Origin of the sequence: Methylobacterium mesophilicum SR1.6/6, from assembly GCF_000364445.2 — a bacterium.
GTDB classification, from domain to species: domain Bacteria; phylum Pseudomonadota; class Alphaproteobacteria; order Rhizobiales; family Beijerinckiaceae; genus Methylobacterium; species Methylobacterium mesophilicum_A.
Map to the genome: position 1 here is coordinate 5,760,508 of NZ_CP043538.1, position 25,317 is coordinate 5,785,824.

At 70.1% G+C, this 25,317-nt stretch carries 29 protein-coding genes; 12 read left to right on the forward strand and 17 right to left on the reverse strand.

From position 1 onward, the window contains the following. Window positions 1-37 precede the first annotated feature (37 nt). Both MMSR116_RS27240 and MMSR116_RS27245 read right to left on the reverse strand, forming a co-directional pair. Entirely contained in the window at window positions 38-754 is a 717-nt protein-coding gene (locus MMSR116_RS27240; RefSeq protein ID WP_010684039.1) for a GNAT family N-acetyltransferase, read from the reverse strand. Then, window positions 751-1,377, reverse strand: a complete 627-nt coding sequence (locus MMSR116_RS27245) for an FMN-binding negative transcriptional regulator (protein ID WP_010684040.1) — start codon at window positions 1,375-1,377, stop codon at window positions 751-753. The genes MMSR116_RS27240 and MMSR116_RS27245 overlap by 4 nt, the downstream gene beginning before the upstream one ends. Window positions 1,378-1,502: 125 nt before the next feature. On the opposite strand from MMSR116_RS27245, the gene MMSR116_RS27250 reads away from it, so the two are divergent. Continuing rightward, window positions 1,503-3,011, forward strand: a complete 1,509-nt coding sequence (locus MMSR116_RS27250; protein WP_010684041.1) for a PLP-dependent aminotransferase family protein — start codon at window positions 1,503-1,505, stop codon at window positions 3,009-3,011. Here MMSR116_RS27250 and MMSR116_RS27255 read toward each other — a convergent pair. From MMSR116_RS27255 to MMSR116_RS27300, 10 genes are all read right to left on the reverse strand, one after another. Then, window positions 2,986-3,273 carry a hypothetical protein gene (locus MMSR116_RS27255; RefSeq protein ID WP_158169196.1) on the reverse strand — a complete coding sequence of 96 codons (288 nt, stop codon included), beginning with the start codon at window positions 3,271-3,273 and terminating at the stop codon, window positions 2,986-2,988. The two genes, MMSR116_RS27250 and MMSR116_RS27255, sit on opposite strands and share 26 nt — an antisense overlap. A gap of 333 nt (window positions 3,274-3,606) precedes the next feature. Further along, complete coding sequence (locus MMSR116_RS27260) at window positions 3,607-4,866, reverse strand: hypothetical protein (RefSeq protein ID WP_010684043.1); 1,260 nt, start codon at window positions 4,864-4,866, stop codon at window positions 3,607-3,609. Between the two features lie 88 nt (window positions 4,867-4,954). Then, a complete protein-coding gene (locus tag MMSR116_RS27265; RefSeq protein ID WP_010684044.1) occupies window positions 4,955-5,980 on the reverse strand; it encodes an ABC transporter ATP-binding protein in 1,026 nt (341 codons plus the stop codon). Window positions 5,981-5,988: 8 nt separating this feature from the next. Further along, window positions 5,989-7,044 (reverse strand): ABC transporter ATP-binding protein, encoded by a 1,056-nt coding sequence (locus MMSR116_RS27270; RefSeq protein ID WP_010684045.1) that lies wholly within the window; start codon window positions 7,042-7,044, stop codon window positions 5,989-5,991. After that, entirely contained in the window at window positions 7,041-7,976 is a 936-nt protein-coding gene (locus MMSR116_RS27275; protein WP_010684046.1) for an ABC transporter permease, read from the reverse strand. Before MMSR116_RS27275 ends, MMSR116_RS27270 begins: the two co-directional genes overlap by 4 nt. 13 nt (window positions 7,977-7,989) lie before the next feature. Then, window positions 7,990-8,943, reverse strand: coding sequence for an ABC transporter permease (locus MMSR116_RS27280; RefSeq protein WP_010684047.1), 954 nt, complete (start codon window positions 8,941-8,943; stop codon window positions 7,990-7,992). Between the two features lie 75 nt (window positions 8,944-9,018). Further along, window positions 9,019-10,641, reverse strand: coding sequence for an ABC transporter substrate-binding protein (locus tag MMSR116_RS27285; protein WP_010684048.1), 1,623 nt, complete (start codon window positions 10,639-10,641; stop codon window positions 9,019-9,021). Between the two features lie 108 nt (window positions 10,642-10,749). Beyond that, entirely contained in the window at window positions 10,750-11,133 is a 384-nt protein-coding gene (hpxZ, locus tag MMSR116_RS27290; RefSeq protein WP_010684049.1) for an oxalurate catabolism protein HpxZ, read from the reverse strand. After that, window positions 11,133-12,524 (reverse strand): AtzE family amidohydrolase, encoded by a 1,392-nt coding sequence (locus tag MMSR116_RS27295; protein ID WP_010684050.1) that lies wholly within the window; start codon window positions 12,522-12,524, stop codon window positions 11,133-11,135. Before MMSR116_RS27295 ends, hpxZ begins: the two co-directional genes overlap by 1 nt. Beyond that, window positions 12,521-12,712, reverse strand: a complete 192-nt coding sequence (locus MMSR116_RS27300) for a DUF4089 domain-containing protein (protein WP_010684051.1) — start codon at window positions 12,710-12,712, stop codon at window positions 12,521-12,523. Before MMSR116_RS27300 ends, MMSR116_RS27295 begins: the two co-directional genes overlap by 4 nt. A gap of 1,108 nt (window positions 12,713-13,820) precedes the next feature. Here MMSR116_RS27300 and MMSR116_RS27305 point away from each other — a divergent pair. The 3 genes from MMSR116_RS27305 to MMSR116_RS27315 all read left to right on the forward strand — a co-directional run bounded on the left by MMSR116_RS27305 (window position 13,821) and on the right by MMSR116_RS27315 (window position 15,054). Next, window positions 13,821-14,198, forward strand: coding sequence for a DUF6481 family protein (locus MMSR116_RS27305; protein WP_010684053.1), 378 nt, complete (start codon window positions 13,821-13,823; stop codon window positions 14,196-14,198). A gap of 165 nt (window positions 14,199-14,363) precedes the next feature. Continuing rightward, the gene (locus MMSR116_RS27310) at window positions 14,364-14,645 is read left to right on the forward strand and encodes a hypothetical protein (protein WP_039893267.1); all 282 of its coding nucleotides are present in this window, start codon (window positions 14,364-14,366) and stop codon (window positions 14,643-14,645) included. Between the two features lie 109 nt (window positions 14,646-14,754). Continuing rightward, complete coding sequence (locus MMSR116_RS27315; RefSeq protein ID WP_010684054.1) at window positions 14,755-15,054, forward strand: hypothetical protein; 300 nt, start codon at window positions 14,755-14,757, stop codon at window positions 15,052-15,054. 14 nt (window positions 15,055-15,068) lie between these two features. Here the strand turns inward: MMSR116_RS27315 and MMSR116_RS27320 are convergent, their stop codons facing one another. From MMSR116_RS27320 to MMSR116_RS27335, 4 genes are all read right to left on the reverse strand, one after another. After that, window positions 15,069-15,275: a hypothetical protein gene (locus MMSR116_RS27320; protein WP_010684055.1), complete on the reverse strand. Its 207-nt coding sequence runs from the start codon at window positions 15,273-15,275 to the stop codon at window positions 15,069-15,071. A gap of 182 nt (window positions 15,276-15,457) precedes the next feature. Next, the gene (locus MMSR116_RS27325; RefSeq protein ID WP_010684056.1) at window positions 15,458-16,129 is read right to left on the reverse strand and encodes an HAD family hydrolase; all 672 of its coding nucleotides are present in this window, start codon (window positions 16,127-16,129) and stop codon (window positions 15,458-15,460) included. A 195-nt stretch (window positions 16,130-16,324) separates the two neighbouring features. Next, on the reverse strand, window positions 16,325-16,723 hold the full coding sequence (locus tag MMSR116_RS27330) for a DUF2934 domain-containing protein (RefSeq protein WP_010684057.1): 399 nt from the start codon (window positions 16,721-16,723) through the stop codon (window positions 16,325-16,327). Window positions 16,724-16,843: 120 nt separating this feature from the next. Then, the gene (locus MMSR116_RS27335) at window positions 16,844-17,323 is read right to left on the reverse strand and encodes an atp-dependent helicase (protein ID WP_083920229.1); all 480 of its coding nucleotides are present in this window, start codon (window positions 17,321-17,323) and stop codon (window positions 16,844-16,846) included. A gap of 158 nt (window positions 17,324-17,481) precedes the next feature. Between MMSR116_RS27335 and MMSR116_RS27340 the strand changes: the two genes are divergently transcribed. Beyond that, window positions 17,482-18,048 carry a NifU family protein gene (locus tag MMSR116_RS27340; protein WP_010684059.1) on the forward strand — a complete coding sequence of 189 codons (567 nt, stop codon included), beginning with the start codon at window positions 17,482-17,484 and terminating at the stop codon, window positions 18,046-18,048. A 118-nt stretch (window positions 18,049-18,166) separates the two neighbouring features. On the opposite strand, the gene MMSR116_RS27345 is transcribed toward MMSR116_RS27340, so the two are convergent. Beyond that, window positions 18,167-18,340: a hypothetical protein gene (locus tag MMSR116_RS27345; RefSeq protein ID WP_010684060.1), complete on the reverse strand. Its 174-nt coding sequence runs from the start codon at window positions 18,338-18,340 to the stop codon at window positions 18,167-18,169. Window positions 18,341-18,357: 17 nt separating this feature from the next. On the opposite strand from MMSR116_RS27345, the gene MMSR116_RS27350 reads away from it, so the two are divergent. From MMSR116_RS27350 to MMSR116_RS27380, 7 genes are all read left to right on the forward strand, one after another. Beyond that, the gene (locus tag MMSR116_RS27350; protein WP_010684061.1) at window positions 18,358-18,510 is read left to right on the forward strand and encodes a hypothetical protein; all 153 of its coding nucleotides are present in this window, start codon (window positions 18,358-18,360) and stop codon (window positions 18,508-18,510) included. 192 nt (window positions 18,511-18,702) lie between these two features. Then, the gene (gene tsaB / locus MMSR116_RS27355; protein ID WP_039893508.1) at window positions 18,703-19,377 is read left to right on the forward strand and encodes a tRNA (adenosine(37)-N6)-threonylcarbamoyltransferase complex dimerization subunit type 1 TsaB; all 675 of its coding nucleotides are present in this window, start codon (window positions 18,703-18,705) and stop codon (window positions 19,375-19,377) included. Next, window positions 19,374-19,889, forward strand: coding sequence for a GNAT family N-acetyltransferase (locus tag MMSR116_RS27360; RefSeq protein WP_010684063.1), 516 nt, complete (start codon window positions 19,374-19,376; stop codon window positions 19,887-19,889). Before tsaB ends, MMSR116_RS27360 begins: the two co-directional genes overlap by 4 nt. A 4-nt stretch (window positions 19,890-19,893) precedes the next feature. Beyond that, the gene (locus tag MMSR116_RS27365; RefSeq protein WP_010684064.1) at window positions 19,894-20,763 is read left to right on the forward strand and encodes a lysophospholipid acyltransferase family protein; all 870 of its coding nucleotides are present in this window, start codon (window positions 19,894-19,896) and stop codon (window positions 20,761-20,763) included. A gap of 165 nt (window positions 20,764-20,928) precedes the next feature. Then, window positions 20,929-22,668, forward strand: coding sequence for an L-lactate permease (locus tag MMSR116_RS27370; RefSeq protein WP_010684065.1), 1,740 nt, complete (start codon window positions 20,929-20,931; stop codon window positions 22,666-22,668). Between the two features lie 166 nt (window positions 22,669-22,834). Next, a complete protein-coding gene (miaB, locus tag MMSR116_RS27375; RefSeq protein WP_039893270.1) occupies window positions 22,835-24,172 on the forward strand; it encodes a tRNA (N6-isopentenyl adenosine(37)-C2)-methylthiotransferase MiaB in 1,338 nt (445 codons plus the stop codon). A gap of 37 nt (window positions 24,173-24,209) precedes the next feature. Further along, on the forward strand, window positions 24,210-25,316 hold the full coding sequence (locus MMSR116_RS27380; protein ID WP_039893271.1) for a PhoH family protein: 1,107 nt from the start codon (window positions 24,210-24,212) through the stop codon (window positions 25,314-25,316). Window position 25,317 lies beyond the last annotated feature (1 nt).

The following is a 25,317-nucleotide window of genomic DNA, read 5'->3' on the forward strand; positions in this document are numbered from 1 at the left end:
ATCCTCCGGAAGACCTTTCTCCAGCGGACTCCCGCCGTCACCGTGCCGCCTCGCGCATCTCCGCGAGCCCGCGCCGCTGCCGACCCTCGGCGTCGAAGTTCGACGGGTCGAGCCAGGCCGTGAAGCCGGCGCGCACCCGCGGCCATTCGGCGTCCGTGATCGAGAACCACGCCGTGTCGCGGGAGCGGCCCTTCACCACGACGGCATTGCGGAAGATGCCTTCGAACGTGAACCCCAGGCGCAGGGCCGCCGCCCGGGACGGGGCGTTGAGACTATCGCATTTCCACTCGTAGCGCCGGTAGCCCAGCTCGTCGAAGGCGCAGGCCATCATCAGCGCCATCGCCTCCGTGGCGGCCGGCGCGCGTTGCAGCCGCGGCCCGAAATGCAGGTGGCCGACCTCGATCACGCCGTTGCCGGGATCGATCCGGAGATAGGAGGCGATCCCGAGGGCGTCGCCGCTGACGCGGTCCAGGATCGTGTGGAACAGCGGGTCCTGGCTCGCCTGCTGGGCTTCGAGGCGCGTCCGGTAGGCCGCCGCGCTCTCCGGCATGTCGTCGCCGAGATAGGTCCAGCCGCGCGTGTCGGCCGCGGCTTTGTAGGTCGCGAACAGGGCGTCCGCCTGCGCCTCCGCGTCGAGCGGCACCAGCCGGCAGAGGCGTCCCTCCATCGGTGTCCGGGGCGGGCGCGGACGGGGCGTCCAGTCCGGCAGGGCGGGACCGATCGGCTGTCCGAAAGTATTGAGACGCGTGCTCATGCGTTGCTCCGTTCGGCCACCAGCCCGGCGAGGTCCGACGCGCCCTCGGCGCGGAAACCCGCGATGACCCCGTGCCGGTCGGCCTCGGGCCTGTTCTGGCTCATCTTCCACTTCCCTTCGATGCGGGTGATCGGGATCTCGACGCCGACGAGCGCCCGCAACTGCCCGGCGACGAACGGCTCCGGCGCGTCCGAGACCGCCCAGGGCTCGGCGCGGGAGCCCTCGCGCAGGGCGGTGAGGTCGGCCACCTGCCGCCCCAGCCAGGCCGGGTCGTCGATCACCCGCGGCCGGCCCCAGGCGTGGACCGTGGCGTAGTTCCAGGTCGGCACGACCCGGCCGTGCTCGCGCTTGCTCGCGTACCAGCCCGGCGTCACGTAGCCCTGCGGGCCCTGGAACACGATCAGGCATTCCGCGACCGCCGCGAGTTCCTGCCCCTGCGGGTTGGCGCGGGCGAGATGGGCTCGCAAGGTCCCGTGCGGACCGGCCTCGTCGAGCAGGAACGGGATCGGGTTCGCGAGCAGCCCAGCCGGCCCGGCCGTGACCAGGAGGCCGAGCGGATGGGCACGGATGAGCGCGTGCTGCGCGGCCCGGGACCCCTCGCGGAAATGCGGTGGCTGGTACATGGAGGCGGGTCTCGAAACGGCACTCGGAACGACTTTGGGCGGCGTCACCGCGAGAAGCCGATTGACCTATCGGCGGACCAGGAGAAAGGTCCAGTTTCCGAAACTCGACTGGACCGCTTCGTCCCATGGCCCGGGCGATCCCGCCCCTCTCCCTCAGCCTCGACGCCGCCTCACCCCTGCCACTCCACGCGCAGCTCCGCGAGGCGCTGCGCGCCGCGATCCTCGACCGTCGGCTGCCGCGCGGCGCCCGGATCCCCGCCTCCCGCGTTCTGGCCTCCGATCTCGGCTGCGCCCGCGGCACGGTGGTACTCGCCCTGGAGCAGCTCACCGCGGAGGGCTACCTCACGGCGCGGCCCGGCGCCTCGACCCGCGTGGCGGCGACGCTTCCGGACGACAGCGTGCCGGCCTCGGTGCGGGCCGAGGCGCCCGCTCAGGCGCCGCTGCCGAACCTGTCGCGGCGCGGCGCCCGCCTCGTCGGCGCCGCGCAGCGGCGTTTCATGGCGGAGCCCGGCGCCGCCGACGCATTCGCGCTCGGCCGGCCGGCGCTGGACGCCTTCCCCTACGCAGTCTACGCGCGCCTGCTCCAGGCCGAATGGCGCCACGGTCCGGCGGAGCGGCCCGATACGCGCGGATCGCCCGCGCTCCGGGGCGCCATCGCCGCCTATCTTGGGCAGGCCCGGGGCGTCGCCTGTACGGCGGAGGACGTGATCGTCACGGCGGGCATCCGTCAGAGTCTCCGGCTGATCGCGGAGCTGCTCCTCGATCCCGGCGAGACCGCCCTCGTCGAGGAGCCGGGTTTTCCGGGGATCGCCCAGGCCCTCGCGCAGGCCGGGCTGCGGCCGGTTCCGGTGCCGATCGGTCCCGGTGGCCTCTCGGCCAGCCGGGCCGCGTCCCTGGCGCCCGGGGCGCGGCTCGCCGTGGTCACGCCGGCCCAGCACTACCCCCTCGGTTATGCCATGAGCCTCAAGAACCGGCTCGATCTCCTGAACTGGGCCGAGGCGGCGTCCGGCTGGATCGTCGAGGACGATTACGACGGCGCCTATCGGTACGCCGGGCGTCCCCTGGCGCCGTTGCGGGCTCTCGATCGCCGCGGACGGGTGATCTACGTCGGCAGCTTCTCCAAGCTCCTCCTGCCCGCCATGGGCCTCAGCTACCTCGTCCTGCCGCCGGGCCTCCTGGGACCGGTGAGCCAAGCCCTCTCCGGAACAGGCCCGCCGCCCCCGGTGATCGGTCAATTCGCCCTCGCCCGCTTCATCGAGGAGGGACATCTCGCCGGCCATCTGCGCCGCACGCGACGGCTCTACGCCCTGCGACAGGCCGCGCTGGTCGAGGCGGCCGGCCGCGGCGCCGCGGATGTCGTGACGATCGCCCCGATGGAGGGTGGGATGCACCTCATCGCCCGGCCCGGACCGGCTTGGCCCGCGACGCTCACCGACGCGGCCGCCGCGACCGCGCTGGCGCGGGCCGGCCTCTCCGCCGTCGCCCTCTCGACCTATTATGCCGGATCGTCGGCGCCGGGCCTGCTCCTCGGCTACGCCGCGGTGCCGGAGCGCGCCATGGATCCGGCGGTGCGGCGCATGGCGGAGACGCTGCGTGAGGCCGGTTCGATCAGTCCCGCTGCGGCGCCAGCGTGACGATCGTCGGGCGTGTGGCGCGCAGTTCGAGGCTGCGCAGGTAGGACGTCCCGACGGTGATCCCCTCGTCCGGCGCGACGCGCACCACCCGCGTCCCGTCGATTCGAAGGCTGAACGCGCCGTCACCGCTCACGTGCAGCTGCGGCGCGGCGCGGACCGGCGCGAGCGACACGGCGGTCCAGGCCGGCCCGACCGCGATCCGCAACGGTGTTGGTGCGCCCGTCTGCCGCTCGGGTGCGAGGGTCGCGAGCGCTGCCACCATCAGGGCCGCCAGAACGGCCTGGCGCAGACGCAGGCTCCAGCGCGAGGGTGAGGTCTTCCGCGCCGCCGGATGCGGTGTCGTTTGCTTGCGCGCGCCCGGTTGCGGCCGGTCCGGCGTGGCGGGTCCGCTCGGGGATGGCGTCGGGACAGGATCGGTCGGCGTGGCACGGTCGCGGCTGACGACCCGTGGCACGGCAGGCGACGCAGGTGGCCGGGGATCATCCTGCCGGGATCCGCAGAACGGGCAGAACGGAACCGAGACGAAATGCCCGCGGCCGCAGGCCCCGCACTGGTACTCCGGCAGTGTCGGCTCCGCGATCACGGGGTGCGCCAATCAGCGGGCGATCTCGCCGGTCTCCGCGAACCGGGCCAGACGCAGGACGAGCGGCCTCACCATCACCCGGTCGAGCTGCGCGAGGAGCCCACGTCGCGCGTGCGCGACGTTGGCCTCCGCCTGCTCCCGCGCCCGGCGCTGCCAGCCGGCGCGGTCGCCCCGGCAGGCGGACCACGCCCGCTCGATGGAGCGGAACACCTGCGGCAGGCGCTCCGCCGGGTCGGCGATCAGGTCGTAATAGTGATCGATCAGGTTGCCGAAGGTTTCAAAGCCCAGTTCCGAGAGCCGGGCCACCGCCCGCGGGGCGCCGACCATCACGAAGGGCAGCCCGGCCGCCGCGGCCTTCAGCGACTTCTCGGTCACACGCTCGACGCCGAGCTCGAAGAAGTCCGTCTCCGAGATCACCGTCAGGTCGCACGCCGCGTAGGCCCCGGTATCCAGGGTCATCACCATATCGCTGCCCTGGTCGGCGTCGATCCGCCGGGCTTGGCGCGGAATCCAGTCGCCGACACCGGCGAGGAGCGGCGCGAAGGCGGCCGCGATCTCCGGCGGCGCGTGAAACACATTGATGCCGCCCGCCTTCGGGTTGTCGGCCCCGATCCCGTGGAAGGAGATCAGTCCTTCGCGGTCAAGGCCGTTGAGCTGGAACCACCGGTAGAGCAGCACCCGGTGCCAGCGCAGGGCGGCGTTCTGGCACAGGAAGCGAGCGGGTCCGGTTGCGCGCGCGAGGGGCGCGTACCCGGCGCGGTCGACGGGGTGTTGCGGGAACAGGCGCGGCCCTGCTTCCGCGTCGAGCCACAGGGCGACTTGAAGCGGGAAGAACTCGAAGGTCCAGAAGCGCAGACCCTCGCCGTAGAGCCGCTCGTAGTCCAGCCGCAGCACCGGGTTCTGCGAGACCAGGATGACCCGCGCGCGCGGGATCCCGAGCCCGTCGAGGTTGCGGTGGAGCGCCTCGAAGGTCGGCCCGTGAAGGCCCGGCCCTTCGTTCGACAGGTCGAGCAGGAGCGCCGCCCGCCCGTCACGCAGGTTCTCGGCGTCCCCGGGCCGCAGCAGATCGAGGCGCCCGTTCGCCTCCGGGAAGCCCAGACGGACGAAATCGAGCACCGGCAGGCAGAGGACGTGGTTCGCCCCGCCCGGGTCCGCCGTCACGGTGACCGGCTTCCCCATCCAGCACAGGGCCGCGGGCAGGAAGTGGCCGGCGTCGCCTCGGGGGACGAGCAGGATCTCCGAGGGGACCTGCCCGGAAAGGACTTGGCTCATCGTGATGCCCGGGCGGCCGTTTCGGCGGCGGCCCTCCGCCGCGGAACCGCGCGAAGCCGGATAACGGCTCCGCGCGGAGGCGTCGAGATCAGGCGGGGACCGGCTCGGCGGCGCGCACCGGGGTCGGGCCGGCGCGGTAGGCATCCGCCGCCTCCGCGGTCCGCCAGCAGGCGACGCGATGGCCGGTGGCGATCTCGGCGACCGGCGGCATCTCCCGGCGGCAGCGATCCTCGGCCAGGAAGCAGCGCGGCGCGAAGGGGCAGCCCGGGGGCCGATTGGCGAGGTCGGGTGGGCTGCCCGGGATGGTCTCGAGCCGGGAGCCCTTGGCGAGCGCCCCTTCCGCGCGGCTGCGCAGGAGGCCGATCGTGTAGGGGTGATGCGGGTTCAGAACGACCTGATGCGCCGTGCCGGTCTCCACGATCTTGCCCGCGTACATCACGGCGATCCGGTCGGCGACCTCCACCGCCGCCCCGAGATCGTGCGTGACGATGATGATCGACAGGCCGAGGTCGCGCTGCAACTCGCGCAGGAGCAGCAGCACCTGGATCTGCACCGTGGCGTCCAGCGCCGTGGTCGGCTCGTCGGCGAGCAGCACCTGCGGCCGGCAGGCGAGCGCCAGCGCGATCATGGCCCGCTGGCGCATGCCGCCCGACATCTCGTGCGGATAGTTGTCGAGCCGCCGCTCCGGGCTCGGGATCCGAACCCGCTCGAACAACGCGAGGGCGCGCTTGCGGGCCTCATCCTTCGAGATCCTCTCGTGGCGCAGGATCGCCTCGGTGATCTGCCGGCCGACCGTGTAGACCGGATCGAAGGCCAGAAGCGGCTCCTGGAAGATCATCGAGACGTCGCCGCCGCGGAAATCGGCGAGCTGGCGCTTGGTCAGCGCCTGCACGTCCATGCCGGCGGCCCGGATGCCGCCCTCGATTCGGCTGCGGCCCTCGGGAAACAGGCGCAGGATCGCCCGCAGGGTCACGCTCTTGCCGGAGCCTGATTCGCCGATGAGCGCGAGCGCCTGACCGCGCTCAAGGGTCAGGTCGACGCCGTCGACGACCTGCACCTTGCCGAAGGCGACGCGCAGGTCCTTCAACGCGACCGCGGGTTCTGAACCGGACATCGGGTTGCTCATGCTGCCAGCGCGCCCGCGGGGGCCGCTGAGTGGCCCGAGCCGGGCTGCCGGGCGAGGCAGGCGACGCGGTGCAGCGGCCGGACTGTGTCGAGTGGTGGCTCCTTTTCACCGCAGACGCCCTCCGCGAGGGCGCAGCGGGGATGGAAGCGACAGCCCGGCGGTGGGTCGATCGGGTTCGGCGGGTCGCCCGCCAGCAAGGCGGCCTGGGTGCGGTTGTCGGGGTCGAGCGATGGCATCGAGGCGAGCAGCGCCTCAGTGTAGGGATGGGCCGGCGCCTCGAGCACCGTGTCGGACGGGCCGATCTCGGAGACCCGGCCGAGATACATCACCATCACCCGGTCGGAGATGAAGCGCACGACGTTCAGGTCGTGGCTGATGAAGATGTAGGTCAGGCCGAACTCGGCCTTGAGGTCGAGGAGCAGGTTCAGCACCTGCGCCTCCACCGACTTGTCCAGCGCCGAGACCGCCTCGTCGAGGAGCACGAGCCGCGGCTCCAGGGCGAGGGACCGGGCGATGTTGACCCGCTGGCGCTGGCCTCCGGAGATCTCGTGCGGGTAGCGGCCGGCGAAGCGCTTCGGCTCCAGGCCGACCCGGGCGAGCAGGGCGCGGGCGCGCTCCACGGCTTCGCGGCCGGGCACGCCGTTCACCTTCGGGCCGAAGGCGATCGACTGCTCGACGGTCATGCGCGGGTTGAGCGAGGCGTAGCTGTCCTGGAACACCATCTGGACCTGACGGCGGTAGGACCGCCAGGGCATGGCGCGCTCGCCGACCGCCTGCCCATCGTACAGCATCGTGCCGGCATCGCGCTCGATCAGGCCCATCAGCAGCTTGGCGGTCGTGGACTTGCCGCAACCGGACTCGCCGACGATGCCCAGCGTCTCGCCCTTCAGGACGTCGAAGTCGACGCCGTCGACGGCGCGGACCACCTGCTTCTTGCCCCCGGCCTTGCGGACCGGGAAGTGCTTGATCAGGCCCGACACCGACAGGAGCGGCTGGGCTGGTCCGCCACGGTCGCGGGCGAACGGATCGAGGGCGTCCCGGATGACGCTCACTGGCGAATCTCCATGGCAGCCCGGAGGCCGTCCGAGAACAGGTTGAAGGCGATCGAGACGATGAAGATGCAGACCCCCGGCAGCGCGGCGACGACCGGGTTCACGTAGATCGCGGTGCGCAGGGTGTTGAGCATCAGGCCCCATTCGGGCTCCGGCGGGCGCACGCCGAGGCCGAGGAAGGAGAGGCCGGACGCCAGGATCATCGAGACCGAGATCAGGCTGGTCGCGTAGACGAAGATCGGCCCGACGACGTTGCCGAGCACCTGTACGCGCATGATCGTCAGGGCCGAGGCCCCCGAGAGCTTGGCGGCGTCGATGTAGTCGCGCTTGCGGATGCCGGTAGTGACGCTTTCGGCCACCCGGGCGATCTGGGGCACGAACACGCAGGTCAGCGAGACGATCGAGTTGAAGATGCCGGCGCCGAGCGCGCCGGACAGCGCGATCGCCAGCAGCACGGACGGGAAGGCGAAGAACACGTCGATGGTGCGCATCAGGATCGTGTTGGTCCAGCCGCCGACATAGCCCGCCAGGATCCCGATGCCGGAGCCGATCACGAAGGCGATCAGCACCGGCGTGACGCCGATGAACAGCGACAGCCGCGAGCCCAGCATCAGCCGGCTGATCATGTCGCGCCCGAGCTCGTCCGAGCCCAGCCAGTAGGTGGCGTCGCCGACATGCTTGAGCCGGCGCAGCATCGAGCCCTTGTAGGGATCCATCGGGGTGATCCAGGGCGACAGGATCGCGATCAGCACGACGATCAGGATCACGGCGCCCGCGCTCATCGCGACGGGATCGCGCACGAGGCGGTGGCCGACATGGCCCCAGAAGCCACGCGACGGGACGAAGGCGGCCTCGGGACCGTGGGCGACGTCCTCGGCGGCAAGCACGCCACCGTCGAGGGCGATGGACGCGGCGGTGACGGGAGCGGTCATGGTCGCCTCCAAGTCAGACGCGCTCGATGCGCGGATCGAGGGCGGTCTGCATCACATCCACCAGCAGGTTGAGGAGCACGAAGAACATCGCCAGCACGAGGATCGAGCCCTGCAGGAGGGGCAGGTCGCGCTGGAAGATCGCGGCGTTGAGGAGGAAGCCCGTGCCCGGCCACGCGAACACGGTCTCGACCAGGATCGAGCCGCCCAGCAGGTAGCCGAGCTGCAGGCCCATGATGGCGAGCGCCGTCGGGGCGGCGTTGCGCACCACGTGCCGGAACACGCCGCGCTCGTCCATGCCCTTGGCGCGCAGGGCCTCGACGAAGTCCTGGGACAGGATGTCGGCCACCAGCGCCCGGACCGTGCGGGCGATGATGCCCATCGGGATCACCGACATCGTCACCGCCGGCAGGATCAGATAGCGCAGGTGGTCGAAGTCCGGCCGCCAGTTGCCGGAGCCGTCGGGTCCGGCGCCCGTGGGCGGCAGCCAGCCCAGCGTCGCCGAGAACACGATCACCAGCACCATGCCGAGCCAGTAATGCGGCACGCTCACGCCGAAGACCGAGAGCGCGGACGCTGACCGGTCGGCCAGCGAGTTGCGGTGGTAGCCCGCCACGAAACCGAACAGGGTTCCGAAGGTGAAGCCGATCACGGTCGCCACCGAGGCGAGGATCAGGGAGTTGACGACGGCGCGGCTGACCTCGCCGAGCACCGGCCGCCCGGTGGCGATCGAGACGCCGAGATCCCCGTGCAGCACGTGCCAGAGCCAGATCAGGTACTGGACCGGCAGCGGCTTATCGAAGCCGTAGGCGGCCCGCATCTCGTCGATGGTGGCCTGCGTGGCGTCGGCCGGCAGGACCGCGCTGAGGGGATCGCCCGGCGCGAGGTGGACGAGGAGGAAGCAGACGACGCTGACCCCGAACGCCACGGGGGTCGCGTAGATCAATCGCTTGAGGGTGTAGAGGAGCATTCGAGGGCCTGTTGTCATGCACAGCCGAGGCTATTCTCCTCCCCACAAGGAGGAGGAGAGAGGTGTCCCGTTCCGCTACCGTCCCGCCGTGGCCATCGTAATCTTCGAGAAGTCCTGGAACCAGTTCTGCGCCTGGACGAAGCCCTTCACCTTCGGGCTCATCGCCCGCGGGTTCACGTCGTGCGTGATCTTGATGAACAGCGCGTCATCAACGTACTTCTCGTGGACCTTCTCCAGGACCTTCGTCTGCTCGGCCTTGTCGAAGGTGTTGCGGACCTGGTCGAACAGCTTGTCCATGGCCGGGTCGCAGTAATAACCCCAGTTCGTGCCGTTCGGCGGCGCGAAATTGCACTGCAAGTGGCGAATGAAGCCCGTGAACGGGTCCTGAATGAAGTAGGAATAATTGATCGCCGAGATGCCACGGGAAAGGTCCGCCTTGGCCCCGGCGCGCCAGATGTTGATCAGCGTGTTCCACTCGACCACCTCGTAATCGACCTGGATGCCCACGTCGGCGAGGTTCTGCTGGACGAACTCGTTCATCGGCAACGGCTGCATCTGGCCCGAGCCCGAGGCCGAGATCGCGACCTTCAGCTTCAGCGGCTTGGCCGGGCTGTAGCCGGCCTCGGCCAGCAGCTTCTTGGCGGCCTCCGGGTCGTATTTCACGTCGAAGGTCGGGTGGCCGAACCACTGGTGGCCGGGCGGCATGAAGCCCTTGGCGGGGATCGCGAGGCCGCCGAGCAGTTCCTTCAGGCCCTCGCGGTCGATGGCGAGGTTGGCGGCCTTGCGCACCCGGATATCGTTCCACGGAGATCCCTCGACCCGGGAGAGGTGCCACGTCCAGTTATGCGGGTAGGCGTTGGTGACGATCGTGAAGCCGGCGCCCTTGAGCGAGGCCACGGCGTCCGGCGCCGGCGCCTCGATCCAGTCGACCTGACCGGAACGGAGCGCGGCCGTCCGGGCATTGGCTTCGGGCAGCGGGATCAGCACGAGCTTGTCGAGCTTCGGGATCCGGTCCTTGTCCCAGTACGCCTTGAAGGGCACCATCTCGGCGCGCTCGCGCGGGGCGAACAGGGTCAGCTTCCAAGGGCCAGTGCCCGAGGGTTGCTTGGCGAAGGCGTCCCAGGACTTGCCGAGCTTCTCCCACTGGGCCGGCGACGACATCATGATCCAGGCGATCTGGTAGGGCAGCGTCGCGTCGGGGGCCTTCGTGGTGATCTCGACGGTCAGCGGGTCGACGGCGCGGTAGCTCGCGACCGCCGGAATGCGCGTCTTGCCCTGTGCCGACTGCCGTGGATCGTATTGCGGCGCGTCGGCCTTCAGGAGCTTGTCGAGGTTCCAGACCACCGCGTCGGCCGTGAAGTCGGAGCCGTCGTGAAACTTTACCCCCGGCCGGAGCGTGAAGGTCCACTTCGTCTTGTCGGTGGCGTCGACGCCCCAGCTCGTGGCGAGGCCTGGGACGAGGTCGGAGGCGAGTTCGGCACTCGACAAGTCCCAATTGATGAGCCCGTCGTAGACCGTGTAGCCCATGAACCGCATGCCCTCGCCGCCGTTGTCGGTCTGGCCGGTGGTCAGTGGGATGTCGGAGGCGGTCATGCCGATCCGCAGCGTTCCCTGCGCGAGGGCAGCGGCGCTCGCGGAGAGCGCCAGGGCGCCGGCAAGCGCCGCACGGGCGCCGATTTTTCTCAGACGGGAAAGCATCTTGGGTTGGGTACTCGCGTTGGTCCGCGCCTACAGGCACGGAATACGCTCGACCGTATGCAAGCTCGCGGCCACACGCCCCGCCGTGGGGGCGCAGGCCGGTTGTCCCTACGCGGCGTCGATCAGGCTCACATGGGCCGCGACCACCCGCCAGCCCTCCGGGAAGCGCACCCAGGTCTGGCTCTGGCGGCCGATCTTGCCGGGGCCGCTGGCCCGGGTGAACAGCGTCATGGCGGTGGCGAAGTCGCGCCCGTAGGCGGTGATCTGCGTCTGCGCCAGCGTCCGCTCCAGACCCACCGGGGAGCGCGCCCGGCGGAAGGCGCGGATCGCGTCCATGCCGTAGAGGTTCTCGCCGATGCCGTACCGGATGGTCAGCGGATCGTCCCGGAACAGCGCCTCCAGGGTCGGCACGTCGTTCGTGGTCAGGGCAATCTCGTAGGCCCGGAACGCGGCCTCCACCTCGGCTTTCACGGCGGGATCGTCGATGATCATCAGGCAAGCTCCGCGACCGGCGCCGCGCAGACGCCGGTCCGTTCGAGATGGCGCGCCACCCGCAGCGCAATTTCCTCGCGCCAGGGGGCGGCGATGACCTGTACGCCCAGCGGCAATCCGTCGTCGAGCCAGACCGGCGCGGCGGCCACGGGCAGGCCGATGAACGAGATCGGCTGCGTGAACACGCCGATATTGGGCCGCACCGGCAGGCTCACACCGTCGAGGACAAAGTGCGTCTGGCCACCCTTCGGCGCCCGGCAAGGCGTGGCCGGGGCCAGGATGACGTCGACGGAGTCGAACAGCTCAAGCACCCGCGCCCGGTACCAGCGGCGGAACCGCTGCGCCCGTTCCACATGCGCCGCCGGAAGCATCGCCCCGGCGATCAGGCGGTCCCGCACCGCTGGGTCGAAATCCTTCGGCCGCGCGCGCAGGCGGTCGAGATGGAGAGTGGCGCCCTCCGCCGCGGTGATCAGGTAGGCGGCGGCGCGGGCACGCTGCGCCTCCGGCAACATGACGGTGCTTCGCGCCCCCAGCGCTTCGGCCGCGCGCGCAACCGCTGCGAAGACCTCCGGGTCGCCGCCGCGGGCGAAGTAGTCGCCCGCCACCGCGATCCGCAGGCCGTCGATCCCCGTTTCGAGCGCCGGTGTGACGGGGTCCGGCGGCCGGGTCGTCGCCACCGGGTCGTCCGGATCGGGTCCCTGCAGGGCATCGTAGGCGAGCGCCAGATCTGTGACGCTCCGGGCCAGGGGGCCGAGATGGTCGAGGCTTCCGACGAAGGGGAAGCTGCCCGCACGGCTCAGACGTCCGTAGGTCGGCTTCAGTCCGAAGCATCCGCAGAAGGCGGCCGGCACGCGGATCGAGCCGTTGGTGTCCGAGCCGAGCGTCAGCGGCACCAGTCCAGCGGCGATGGCCGCGGCGGAGCCGCTGGAGGAGCCTCCGGTCATGTGACCGAGAGCGTGCGGATTGCGGGCGTCGCCGTCGTGGACATTCTCGCCGGTGAAGTCATAGGCGTACTCGCCCATGTTGAGGCCGCCGACCAGGATCGCACCCGCCGCCTCCAGACGCCGGATCAGCGCGCCGTCCCGTTCGGCCGCCGGCCGATCCCGGTTGATCTTCGCGCCGGCGCGGGTGGGCAGGCCCGCGATGTCGATCAGGTTCTTCACCGCGAAGGGCACGCCGGCGAGCGGACCGATCCGGACGCCCTCGCGGATGGCGGCGTCGAGACGGTCAGCCCGCGCGAGCGCGCGCTCGGCGAGCACGTCGGTGAACGCGTTCACGCGACCGTCGATCCGTCGGATCCGTTCGAGGGCGTCCAGAACGACGGTTCGGGCGCTGGCACGTCCCTCCGCGACCGCCGCAGCGATCGACGCGGCATCGAGAGGCGCACTCACGCTTCGAATCTCGGCGCGGCATCGAGTTCGTCGGGAAGCGGAAACCCGCTCACCAACTCAGCAGCCGCGGCCAAGACGCGCAGGTTCGCCGCGATCGTCGGGACCCAGGCCGGATCAAGCTCCAGCGCCAGCAGGGCCGACGCCGCGGCCGCGTACGCTTCGGGATCGAAGGATGAGGTCTCTGGCATCACGATCTCTCAGCCGCCAAGCTTGTGGATGGGCATCGAAGCCGAAGCAGGGCCCATGCCGCCTGCCTTATGGATGCCTCGCGTCAAACACTGTCGCACGTTCCATCTCGAAGCGACGCGCGATCCTCCGGTCCGCGCCGCAGATCTCCATCCATCGTGTTGCGTCACCCTGTCGACGCGACACCGCAGTGCGGAGCTCCGATCCACATCCCCGATGCTCCGAGCAGGGGCATCGACGGCGCTCGGGTCCGGTCTCATCTCCGGTCTTCTGAGGAGACGGCGTGAAATGCCCGGTTAGCTCGGCAGTCGTGGGCGAAGGCACGTCTGGCGCATCTCTCAGGAGCCCGTGTCAAAACTGCCCATCGAAGAAGCACAGTGTGGCCGAGCCAGGAGCGCAGACGGGCGCGCGCCGCGTCTGCCTATTCGCTGTGCAATTTCGACCCGTGCGGTGACGCTAGGCGGTACCATCCCGCTTTGATGACGCCGGACGGAGCGATGCCGCGAAGGCGGCGTCCATAAACGGCGCGCGCCCGAGGTGGCCCAAGCAAGCCAATGAGAAAAATGCAGGTCTGCATTGTCGAATGCGAAGAGCCGGCCGATGAAGATCAGTGCGTCAAACACGGAAGACGGCATCGACACTAGCCCGAACAGGGCTGATCCGGCATCTTCCTACTTCTTCCTGCCCTGCGCCGCCGCGTCGACCTTGCCCCAGTCGCGGGGGCGCCCTATCTCCAGTGCGGTCGCGAGCCGGATCTCCACGCGCCACTCTTTGAGCGTTTGAACTCGTGTGCGACCGTCGGCTTGCGGTTTTTCGGCATCGGTCGATGAAACTCTTACAGAGATGATGACGTTTGTCGCCGCGTCGGCAGTCTGCGCCTCAGGCGGCGATTGCATATGGGATGGAGCTCTGGTTAAGGGCTTTCCGAAATTACAGACGTGGTCCGACCCGAGCGCTCCGGCGCAGGCCGAGCGCTCGGGTCGGACCATCGGCAGCGCCGATGGATCGGTGCGGTTCCGAGGCACAGGGGACGGCTTCGGAACCGCGCGTTGATCGAAACAGACGGGTGTCCCCCCGAAACGCTTCACGCTTGCAACTGAGAAAGGTCAGATGAGCGCATTCGACTACAGGAATTTCGACGACCGACGCCAGAACTCACAGAATGCCAAGGCCGCATTGTTGGCCAAGTTCAAGGCCCGACCGCCGGCGGACGATCCGGAGGTGATCGCCAAGGCCAAGGCTCGCGCCGACGTTGCCAAGGCACGCGAGGAGCGTACCCGTGAACGCGAGGCTGCGCGGATCGCTGGCGAGCGCAAGGCTGCGGAGGAGAAGCGCCAGCGGGAAGAGGCCGAACTCGCCGCGCAGATCGCCCGGGAAGCCGCCGAACTCGCGGCGGCGCAGGAGCGCAAGTCCGCCGAGCTCGTCGCCAAGAAGGCCCAGCGCGACGCGCGCTACGCCGCCCGAAAGGCGAAGGCCAACAAGCGCTGAGCGCGAGCCGCGACACTTGAGTATCGATAGACGCCCGCCCGCAAGGCGGGCGTTTTCGTGTTTGGGCGTTTCACCGTGTCGGCAACCCGAATATGGCTTCCGGCGTTGACGGCCGCGGCGCAGGACAGACGGAAGACCCCTGCGCGGTCCGCTCACGAGGACGCGATGCGCTTCCGATTCGCTCTGGCACTCATGCCCGCCGTGACATGGGCGAGTTTCAGCCTTGCTCAGGATTCCGCGACCGTGACGGCCTGCGAGACACTGATCGCGGCGCGCCGGATCGACGCTGCGGCCGGTTCGGGGCAGCCGGCCGCTTCCGAAGCCGAGTGTCGCCGGATCCCGCGGAGCCAAGTCGGCACCGTGGAGCAGCGGGCTATGATCGGCGGAGCCCCGTACGAGTGCATGACCGTCGCGGGGGGCGGCCGATGCCGCTGGATCGTGCCCTGACACCGGCCCCGACGCCCGAATGACTGTGCAACCAGCAGTTTGACCAAGCTTCACCGGAAGCAAAGACGCGCTATGTCTGCAGTTCGATCAGCGGGGATCGCACTTCAGAATGGCGCATATCGGGGCGAAGGCGAGAATCGCCGTATCGATAGTGTCCGGCTCGTTGATCGGTTTCGCGTTCGCTTCCGATCCCGTGCGGGCCGAGCCTCCGATACGAAGTCCAGAGGATGCGGCCTGCCGCCTGGAGGCCCGCGCCAAGGTCTTCTCGACGCCCAATCCGCACGGTCTGGAGCTGGAGCAGATCGGACGCCAGATCTATTTCGCCTGCATGAGCCGCCTGGGCCAAGCCAACACCCAGGCGGGGAAAAATCCGGGACGACGGCGCGGCCATCGTCATCGGCGGCGCTGAGACGGGTGTCCGCGTCAGGCGTCGAGCGGTGCGCCGATGCGGGTCCGCAACTGAAGGCGAAGCGCTTCGTCGCCACCCTCGGCCTCCAGCGCCGACATCAAGCGCAGGAGCTGGCTGAGCGGGGTCGTCCGGCTGCCGATCGCTTCGGCGATCTGGTCCGACAGGGATTTGACGTCCGGGATGAAGCGCGGTGCCGGGCCGGCTTGGTGGGTCTGGGGCATACGAGGCGCGCGTCCTTCGAAGAGATCCAGATTGGCGGCCGGCTCGCTACGCCTTTCAATCGTGCTGCACCAGCCCCTTTCTCGAATTTACGTAGCCGGCATCCAGACGAGTCACCGCGCTGCAACAGACGGGCGGAAACCTGTGGATCGTGGCGTGGGGCGCGCGACCGTGACGTCCCCTCTCAGCCTCGCGTCTCCGCCAGAAGCGAACGGTCGAATCCGTCGAGGAGGTCCTGCGGATCGCGGTAGATCGCGACGCAGCCGGCAGCGGAGAGATCGGATTCTGGAAAGCCGCCGCACAGGAAGCCGATCGTGGGCAGCCCCGCCCGCCCGGCGGCCTCGGCGTCGTAGGGCGTGTCGCCGATCGCGTGGATGACGTCGTGCGACCCCTGGTGGAGCTTCTTGAGCGCCGCCTCGAAGATGTCGGGATGCGGCTTCGAGCGGTCCGCATCGTCCGAGCTGGTCGCCACGTCGATGAGGTCGCCGATCTTCAGGATCCCGGTGTAGTGCTCGACCTCCTGGCGCTTGCCCGACGAAGCGAGTGCGATCTTGAGGCCGGCCGCCCGCAGGCGCTCGAACAGTGGGCGCACGCCCGGGAACGGTCGCACCTCGGGCAGGTAGGTCCGCTTGAACAGGTCCGAGCGGTAGGCCTCGATTGCCTCGCCCTCGCGCTCGACGCGCGCCTCCGGGAGGAAAACCGGCATCAGCTCGTCGCCGCCCTTGCCGATCTGCCGCCGGACATCGGCCTGATCGGTCTCGACGCCGAAATGCGCGAAGGCCTCGACCCAGGCGCGGGCATGGAGGTCGACGCTGTCAAGCAGCGTGCCGTCGATGTCGAAGATTGCCGCGCGCATCCCTGCCTCGCCTCGGCGCGGGACGCCCGCGCCACGGCGGTCAACCGGGCGGCGACCGCGCTGTTCCGCCGTGATGTGTTCCGAGGGGACCGTCAGGGTCCGAAAACGCCAGAAGCCCTCCCCCGGGTGGGGGCGGGCTTCTGGCGGCATGCCGGATTTTTTCCGGCGGCGTGGGTGCGCCTGCAGGGCTGCGCGTCAGTGCATCGCGGTCGGCGTACGGGCCGGCTTCGCCTTGGCGGCGAGGCCGGCGGTCACGGCCGCCTTCGACGCCCGGGCGGGCTTCGGTGCGGCCGGCTTGGCGGCAACCTTGGCGGCGACCTTGGCCGCGGGCTTAGTGGCAGCCTTGGCGGCGGTCGGCGCAGTCGCCGCGACCTTGCCTTCAGGCTTGGCGACGGGCTTGGCGGCGGGCTTAACGGTCTTCGGGGCCGCAGCCTTCGCAGGGGCCTTGACGGTCTCGCCGGCTGCCAGGATGGCGTTGGCGCGCAGCTCGGCTTCCGCGCGGAGCCAGTGGGCCGCGGCCTGGCCGTGCCTGCGGCCCTCGTTCTCCCAGATGTAATAGGCGCATTCGCGCACGTGCTGCTCGCTGATCTGCATGCGGTCGATCTCCTGTCCGTCCCGGCTGAGAGGATCAGAGGACAGGGTTAAGGGTCGGTTAACCTCGTCGGCGTGCTGCGCGGACGCCTGTCCTGCGGCCGCCGGCGTCGCCCGCCGTGCCTATTGCGGGATGCCCAGCACCCGGCGCGCCTCGGTCAGCAGCACCGCGTGCCGCGCCGATGCCGGGCCGTGGTCCGGCACCGCGCGGCCGGCACGGGCGATGAGATCCTGGAAGCGCTTCCGGTCCAGGGCGCGCTGGCCGATGCTCGCCAGCACGGCGCCCAGCACGGTGCGGACGGCCTCGGCGCGCTCTTCGGCGACCGCCACGGCCTCCGCGGCCGCCGGGCCGGGGCCGGCTGCGTCGCGCCCGGCGGCCTGGGCCGCCGCCTGTGCCCGCGCGTCATCGCGCTCAGCCGCGAGGCGCCGCTCCTCCCGCCACGCGCTGTCGTGCTGATGCGTCCGCAGAGCCAGCAACACCCTCAGTGAGGCCGCCTCGGCACGGGCCTCCTCAAGCTTGGCCTGGGTCTCGCGCAGGTCGTTCAACAGGTTCGGCGCGAGCGTCTCGTCCGCAGTCACGTCCGGCTCCTCCACCTCGGTCACGCCCGTCCTGTCGCGCCCGCCGCCGAATGTCTACTCCGCCCCCCTCTGCGCGGACTGAGCCCAGGTTGAGAAAATCCGGTTGCCGGTCCACATGGAAGGCGGCGCCGCGCGGCGCCTGTCCCGGCCGGCCTTGAACCGGCGCAGCGGAGTTGCCCAGCATGTTCATCCAGACCGAAGCCACGCCGAACCCGGCGACCCTGAAGTTCCTGCCCGGACGCGTGGTGCTGCCCGAATCCACCTTCGAGGCCCGCGACGCCGAGGCTGCCGGCCGCTCGCCCCTCGCCTCCGCGCTGTTCGCCGTCCCGGGCGTTTCCGGCGTCTATTTCGGGCACGACTTCATCTCGGTGACGAAGGCCGAGGACGGCTCCGAGTGGGCCCAGGTGAAGCCGGCCGTGCTCGGCGCCATCATGGAGCATTTCCAGTCCGGTGCGCCGGTCATGGCCGAGGGGGCCGACGACGACATAGAGCCGGGCGACGAGTTCTACGACGAGGCTGACCACGACACCGTGGTAACCATCAAGGACCTGCTCGAGACGCGGGTGCGCCCGGCGGTCGCGGGCGACGGCGGCGACATCACCTTCCGCGGCTACAAGGAAGGCGTGGTCTACCTGGAGATGAAGGGCGCCTGCTCGGGCTGCCCCTCCTCCACGGCGACGCTGCGGCACGGCGTGCAGAACCTGTTCCGGCATTTCCTGCCGGAAGTCCGGGAAGTCCAGGCTATCTGAGCGCCGGTACAGGATCACCGGATCGACCCCGGGGGCGCGGTCCCCGGGTGGCAGGATGCTGGCGCCCGTCATCAGGAAGGATGGCCCAGCAACGCCCTCGATTTTTGTCACGTATCAATCAATCAGGCGTGAATCTGCGATTTCCGATCGAAGAAGCCTCGATACCGGATCGGACCCAGCCGAAGCTCAGTTCCGGGATGGCGTGTTCACCGATCTTGTCGCCGGTCGTTACCGGCGGGATCTTCAGGCTTGCGGCTTGACGGAAAGTTTTGGCGCCACCTTCGTGGTGCATCCATTCCGGAGATCCGCATGGGCCTGTTCGCGCACGGCAATTCTCACGAGGAAGGCGCCGGCGCCGCGGGACCCAGGTGCTGGCCTTTGCCTCCGCGCTGTCACGGCAATCCATCCGACCGGCTGAGCGACGAGGTGCACCGCTTCCTCGACGCCGTGCGTGCGGAATGAGCGCGGGCTGAACGCGGTCGAGTCGCAGGGGATAACCGGCGCAAGCCGGCAACACTCCACCGCTGATGAGCCTGCCCCGGCCGCCCCGCCGCTGACGAGCCGGTCGAATTGCTTTAACGCTCAAGACTCTTCGCGTCCTCCGGGGACGTTCAGGAGGCGACGGCCGGTCCGGACCGGCTTGCGGGAGTGGTCGTGCGTATCCTTGCCATCGACACAGCGCTGGACACCTGCGCCGCCTGCGTCCTTGCGGAGGATGACGAGGCGCCGATCTCCGACGAGTCGCTGCCTATGGCGCGGGGACATGCCGAGTCCCTGCTGCCGCTGATCGAGCGGGTGATCGCTCGGGTCGAGGGCGGCTTCGACGCCATCGACCGCGTCGCCGTCACGGTGGGGCCGGGGAGCTATACGGGCCTGCGGGTGGGCCTGTCGGCCGCCCGCGCCATCGGGCTCGCCACGGGCAAGCCGGTGGTCGGTGTCGGCACGCTCTCGGCGCTGCTGGCGCCCCTTCTGGCCGACACCGTCGAAGGCACGATCGCCGCGGCGATCGACGCCCGGCACGGAGCGGTCTACGCGCAGGCCCTCGGTTCCGGCGAAGGCCTCGCGCCCGCCCATCTGGCCATCGCGGACGCCGCCGACCATCTGGGGAGCGGGCCCATCGTGTTGACCGGCTCCGGGGCGCCGTTGCTGGCGGCGGCGCTGGCCGAGCGCGGTGTCGAAGCCCGCGTCGCAGGCGTGGCCGGACCGGACATCGCCTCCGTCGCGTCCCTCGGTCTGCTCGCCGATCCGGCCCAGGCCCTGCCGCGACCCCTCTACCTGCGCGGCCCCGATGCGCGGCCCCAGGACCATGCGCGGATTGCCCGGCGATGACGCGGCCGATCCCGTTCTGGCCCTTCGACTGGTGGTTCGCGTGGTGGGATGCCCTCACGCCCGAGCCCTACGTCGCGCCCCTGACCGACGCATCGCAGGCCCCTGCCCTCGCCCGCCTCCACGCCACCGCCTTCGCGCGGCCCTGGGACGCGCACGAGTTCGAGCGGATGCTGTGCGAGCGCTCGATGCAGGCGCACGCCCTGTGGCGGGCCGGCACGCTTCAGGGTTTCGTGCTCTCGCGCCGGGCCGCGGACGAGGCCGAGATCCTGACCGTGGTGCTGTCCCCTGCGCTCCGGGGCGGCGGCCATAGCCGCAAGCTCCTGCGGGAGCACCTGTCGAGCCTCGCCCTCGCCGGGATCGCCCGGGTGCACCTGGAGGTCGATGAGGGCAATGCTCCGGCCCTCAAGCTCTACGCCCGCCACGGCTTCCGGCAGGTGGGCGCGCGCACCGGCTATTACCTCAAGGCCGACGGCAGCCGGGCGACCGCGCTGACGATGAGCGCCGACCTGTAGCGCCGTGAGCCGCTTCGGCATCGCTTGGCGCGTCGCGGCCCTCGCCCTCGCCTTGGCGATCCTGGGTCCGCCGCACTGGATTGCCCTGCGGCTCCTCGGCCGCCGCGCGAGCCTCGCCCCGGTCCTGTTCCATCGGGTGTTCCTGCGCCTGTTCTCGGTGCGGGTGACGCAGAGCGGCACGCCGCCCGCCTTCGGCGAGGCGGCCCTCGTACTCGCCAACCACGTGTCCTGGCTGGACATCATCGCGATCGGTTCCCTGCGACCGCTGTCCTTCGTGGCGAAGTCGGAGATCGCCGGCTGGCCGGTGATCAGCACCCTCGCGGGACTGCAGCGCACGCTCTACATCGACCGGCAGCGGCGCGGGGCGACAGCCGCGGTGAGCACCGCGATGGGGCATCGCCTTGCCGAGGGCGAGCTGGTGGTGTTGTTCGCCGAGGGCACGACTGGCGATGGCACGCGGCTCTTGCCGTTCCGCTCCTCCCTGGTCGGCGCCGCGCGGGCCGCCCTGCAGGCCGAGGCCGGGCGCGGCCGGATTCGCCTGCAGCCGCTGGCCATCGCCTATCCCCGGCGCAACGGCCTGCCGGCGACGCGGGCCGAGCGCGCCGAGATCGCCTGGTTCGGGGACACGGAGCTGGCCCCGCACCTCGCCGCCTTCGTGCAGGAAGGGCCGGTCGACGTGCACGTGGTCTGGGGTGCGCCGATCGTCTTCGAGGCCAGCACCGACCGCAAGGCTGCCACGGCCGCCGCAGAGGCCGAGGTCCGCCGCACCCTGCAGATTCTACGCACCGGACGCGGCGGGGATGAGCCCGGGGAGGAGGCCCCGGCCGAACCAGCCGGCCTGGGCCTGCACGGCCCTGAGATCGCGGCGGTCTGAGCACGGGCAAGGGGACGCACCCGGCACCCGAACGATCAGATCTTCATCGGAAAATGATCCATAGAAGAGACCGCGAGAATACATGATGCAGCGCATTGAGCGGGCTGAACCTCTCTGGTAGCTAGGCCGCAACCCGTAACAGTCGGGATTTGTGGAGGACGCCCGGTGCAAACCTGGAATCAGGTTTACGATCCGTTCGGGAGCCCGTGGCTCTCGACGCTCGCCGCCTCAGTGCCGGTCATCGCACTGCTCGCCATGATCGCCAGCGGGCGCGTGAAAGCCCATATCGCGGCCGTCATCGCCCTCGGCCTCGCCTTGCTGGTGGCCATCGTCGGCTTCGGCATGCCGACCGACCTCGCCACCCGCGCCGCCATCCTCGGCATGGTCACGGGCTTCTTCCCGATCGGCTGGATCATCCTCAATGTCATCTTCCTCTACCGGCTGACGGTAGAGAAGGGCTGGTTCGCGATCCTGCAGCAGTCGGTGGCCGGCATCACGGCCGACCGTCGGTTGCAACTCCTCCTAGTGGCCTTCGCGTTCGGCGCCTTCTTCGAGGGCGCGGGCGGCTTCGGCACGCCGGTCGCGGTGACCGGCGCGATCCTGATCGGCCTCGGCTTCTCGCCGCTCGCGGCCTCTGGCCTGTCGCTGATCGCCAACACCGCCCCCGTCGCCTTCGGAGCGCTCGGCGCGCCGATCCAGGGCCTGGCCTCGGTGACCGGCTATCCGCCGGAGATCCTCGGTGCGATGATCGGCCGGCAGCTGCCGCTGTTCTCTCTGATCGTGCCGTTCTGGCTGATCTGGGTGTTCGCGGGCTTCCGCGGCATGATCCGGGTGTGGCCGCCGATCCTGGTCTGCGGCGCCTCATTCGCGGTCGCGCAGTTCCTGATCTCCAACTACGTGAACCCGTGGATCGTCGACATCGGCGCCTCGCTCGTCTCGATGCTGGCCCTCGTGCTGTTCCTGAAGATCTGGCAGCCCAAGGAGATCTGGTCGTCGCCGGCTCTGCGCGGGCACGATCCGTCGCTGGCCGTCGCCGGTCCGCGCCCGGTGGCGCTCGGCGCCGGGGTGCCCGACATGCCGCCTCCGGTCCATGTCGGCGCCCGTACCGCCTCGCAGGGCGAGATCCTGATGGCCTGGGTGCCGTGGATCGTCCTCTCGGTGATCGTCGCGGTCTGGGGAACCGGCTGGTTCAAGGGCATCGTCAACCCGCTCTTCACCTGGAAGTACGAGGTGCCGGGCCTGCACAACGTGATCATGAAGGTGCCGCCGGTGGTGGCCAAGCCCGTACCCGAGGGCGCCGTCTTCCTGTTCACCTACATGTCCTACACGGGCACGGGCGTGCTGATCGCCGCGATCATCTCCGGCCTGATCATGCGGTTCTCGCCGCTGCGCCTCGTGACGGCCTACTTCGAGACCATCTGGGCCCTGCGCTACTCGCTGATCACGATCTCGGCGATGCTCGCGCTCGGCGTCCTCACCCGCTACGCGGGCGTCGATGCCACCCTCGGCCTCGCCTTCGCCGGCACCGGCATCCTCTACCCGTTCTTCGGGACGCTGCTCGGTTGGCTGGGCGTCGCCCTCACCGGATCGGACACGGCCTCGAACGTGCTGTTCGGCGGCTTGCAGCGGATCACCTCCGAGCAGCTCGGCCTCTCCGGCGTGCTGATGGCGGCGGCGAACTCGTCGGGCGGCGTGATGGGCAAGATGATCGACGCCCAGTCGATCGTCGTCGCCTCCACGGCCACCGGCTATTTCGGCCAGGAAGGCAAGATCCTCCGCTTCGTGTTCTGGCACTCGATCGCGCTCGCCTGCCTCGTCGGCTTGTTCGTGATGCTGCAGGCCTACGTGCCGTTCTTCCAGCACATGGTCATCGACCTGCCCGCCGCGGCCCCGGCCGCGCACTGAGGCCGGCGGCGGAAGCCTCCGCACCGCACCTGCACCGGCCGCCTTCGGGCGGCCGGTCGTGTTTTGGCGCCGCGACGGGCCGCACGATCCGTGCTACAGGCCCCCGCCAGCCCCTTCCCACGGGCGGGCGCGAGAACGTGAGCGGATTGGTTCGGGACGGCACGCGTTGAAGAAGGCTTTCGTCAAATCCTACGGTTGCCAAATGAACGCCTACGACGCGGCCCGCATGGCCGACGTCCTCGGCGCTGAGGGCTATGGGGCGACCGACTCGGTCGAGGATGCCGATGTGGTGATCCTCAACACCTGCCACATCCGCGAGAAGGCCGCCGAGAAGGTCTATTCGGAACTCGGTCGCCTGCGAGTCCTGAAGGGCGAGCGGAAGGCGCAGGGCCTCGACACCCGCATCGTCGTGGCCGGCTGCGTTGCCCAGGCCGAGGGCGCCGAGATTCAAGCGCGCCAACCTGCGGTCGACGTGGTGGTCGGTCCGCAGAGCTATCACCGCCTGCCCGACCTCCTGGCCCGCTCCCGCGAGCGGCGCGTCGTCGACACCGAATTCCCGATCGAGGACAAATTCGACCACCTGCCCCGTCGCCGGACCCTCGGGACCTCCGCCTTCCTGACGGTGCAGGAGGGCTGCGATAAGTTCTGCGCTTTCTGCGTGGTGCCTTACACGAGGGGGGCCGAAGTCTCGCGGTCGGTCGGGGCGGTGCTGGCCGAGGCGGAGCGGCTCGCCGAGGGCGGCGTGCGCGAGATCACGCTGATCGGCCAGAACGTCAACGCCTATCACGGTGCCGGTGCCGACGACGCGCCGGTCGGCCTCGCCGAGCTGGTTCGCGCGGTGGCGCGGATTCCCGGGATCGTGCGGATTCGCTACACGACCAGCCACCCGAACGATTTCGACGACGCGCTGATCCGGGCCCATGCCGAGGTGCCGGCCCTGATGCCCTACCTGCACCTCCCCGTGCAGTCGGGCTCGGACCGGATCCTGGCCGCCATGAACCGGAAGCACACCGGCGACCAGTACCGACAACTGATCGACCGGGTGCGCGCGGCGCGGCCCGACATCGCCCTGTCCTCCGACTTCATCGTCGGCTTCCCCGGCGAGACCGACGCGGATTTCGCCGAGACCCTGCGGATCGTGCGCGACGTCGGCTTCGAAAGTGCCTTCTCGTTCAAGTACAGCCCCCGTCCCGGCACGCCGGCCGCGGATCGCGCGGACCACGTGCCCGAGGCCGTGATGGCGGCGCGGCTGGCGGAGCTGCAGGCGCTCCTCGACAGCCAGCGCCACGCCTACCAGCGGGCGGCCGAGGGCCGGATTTTCGATGTCCTGGTCGAGAAGCCCGGACGGCATCCGGGGCAGGTCGCGGGCAAGACGCCGCACTTGCTCGCCGTCCAGTTCGACGCCGCGCCTCACCATATAGGCAACGTGGTGCCGGTGCGGATCACCGAGGCCGGCGCCAACAGCCTGTTCGGGCGGCTCGTTTCGGAGGCTGCGGCGGCGTGAGGATGTGGGCGGTCGGGATGGCGGCGAGGATCACGGCTTGAGCGCATCGGACGGTGGGGGCGCGCGCGGCGCCCTGCGAGGTCGCGGCCCGGCGGCGCGGCCGCCCGGATCGGACGAGGCGGTCGAGGTGCCTCTGACCTTCGACGACAACCGCCTCGCGAGCCTCGTCTTCGGCCAGTACGACCAGAATGTCGCCCATATCGAGCGCCGGCTCGACGTCACCGCGACGGCACTGGGCAATCATCTCGTCATCAAAGGCCCGGCCGACGCCGCGGAGACGGCGCGGCGCGTGTTCCAGAAGCTCTACGCGCGGGTGCGCACCGGCGGAAGCACGCTGACGCTCGGCGACGTCGACGGTGCCATCCGCGAGGCTTCCGCGCAGGCGACCCTGTTCCCGGCCGAGGTCATCGCGGCCGAGGCCGACAAGCCGCATTTCGAGCAGATCGCCACCCGGAAGCGCGGAGCCGTGCGGGCGCGCAACCCGGCGCAGGACGAGTACATCAAGCTCCTGCGCACCAACGAGCTGGTCTTCGCCGAGGGGCCGGCCGGCACCGGCAAGACCTGGCTCGCCGTGGGTCATGCCGTGTCGCTGCTGGAGCAGGGCCACGCCGAGCGGCTGATCCTGTCCCGGCCCGCGGTGGAGGCCGGCGAGCGGCTGGGCTTCCTGCCGGGCGACATGCGTGAGAAGGTCGATCCCTACCTGCGGCCGATCTACGACGCCCTCTACGACTTCATGGAGGCGCGCCACGTCGACCGCGGTCTGCAGACCGGCACGATCGAGATCGCGCCGCTGGCCTTCATGCGCGGCCGGACCCTGACCAATGCCGTGGTGCTCCTCGACGAGGCGCAGAACACGACCTCCATGCAGATGAAGATGTTCCTCACGCGCCTGGGCGAGGGCTCGCGGATGATCATCACGGGCGATCCGAGCCAGATCGACCTGCCGCCCGGTCAAAAATCCGGTCTCGTCGAGGCCGTCAGCGTGCTGGAGGGCGTCGAGGGGATCGGCCATGTCCGGTTCAAGGATGTCGACGTGGTGCGCCACGACCTCGTCCGCCGGATCGTCACCGCCTACGAGCGCGCTGCCCACGGCGTCAGCGAGGCCGACCGGAATCCGAACCCCAGGCGCCGGCCGCTGGTGTGAT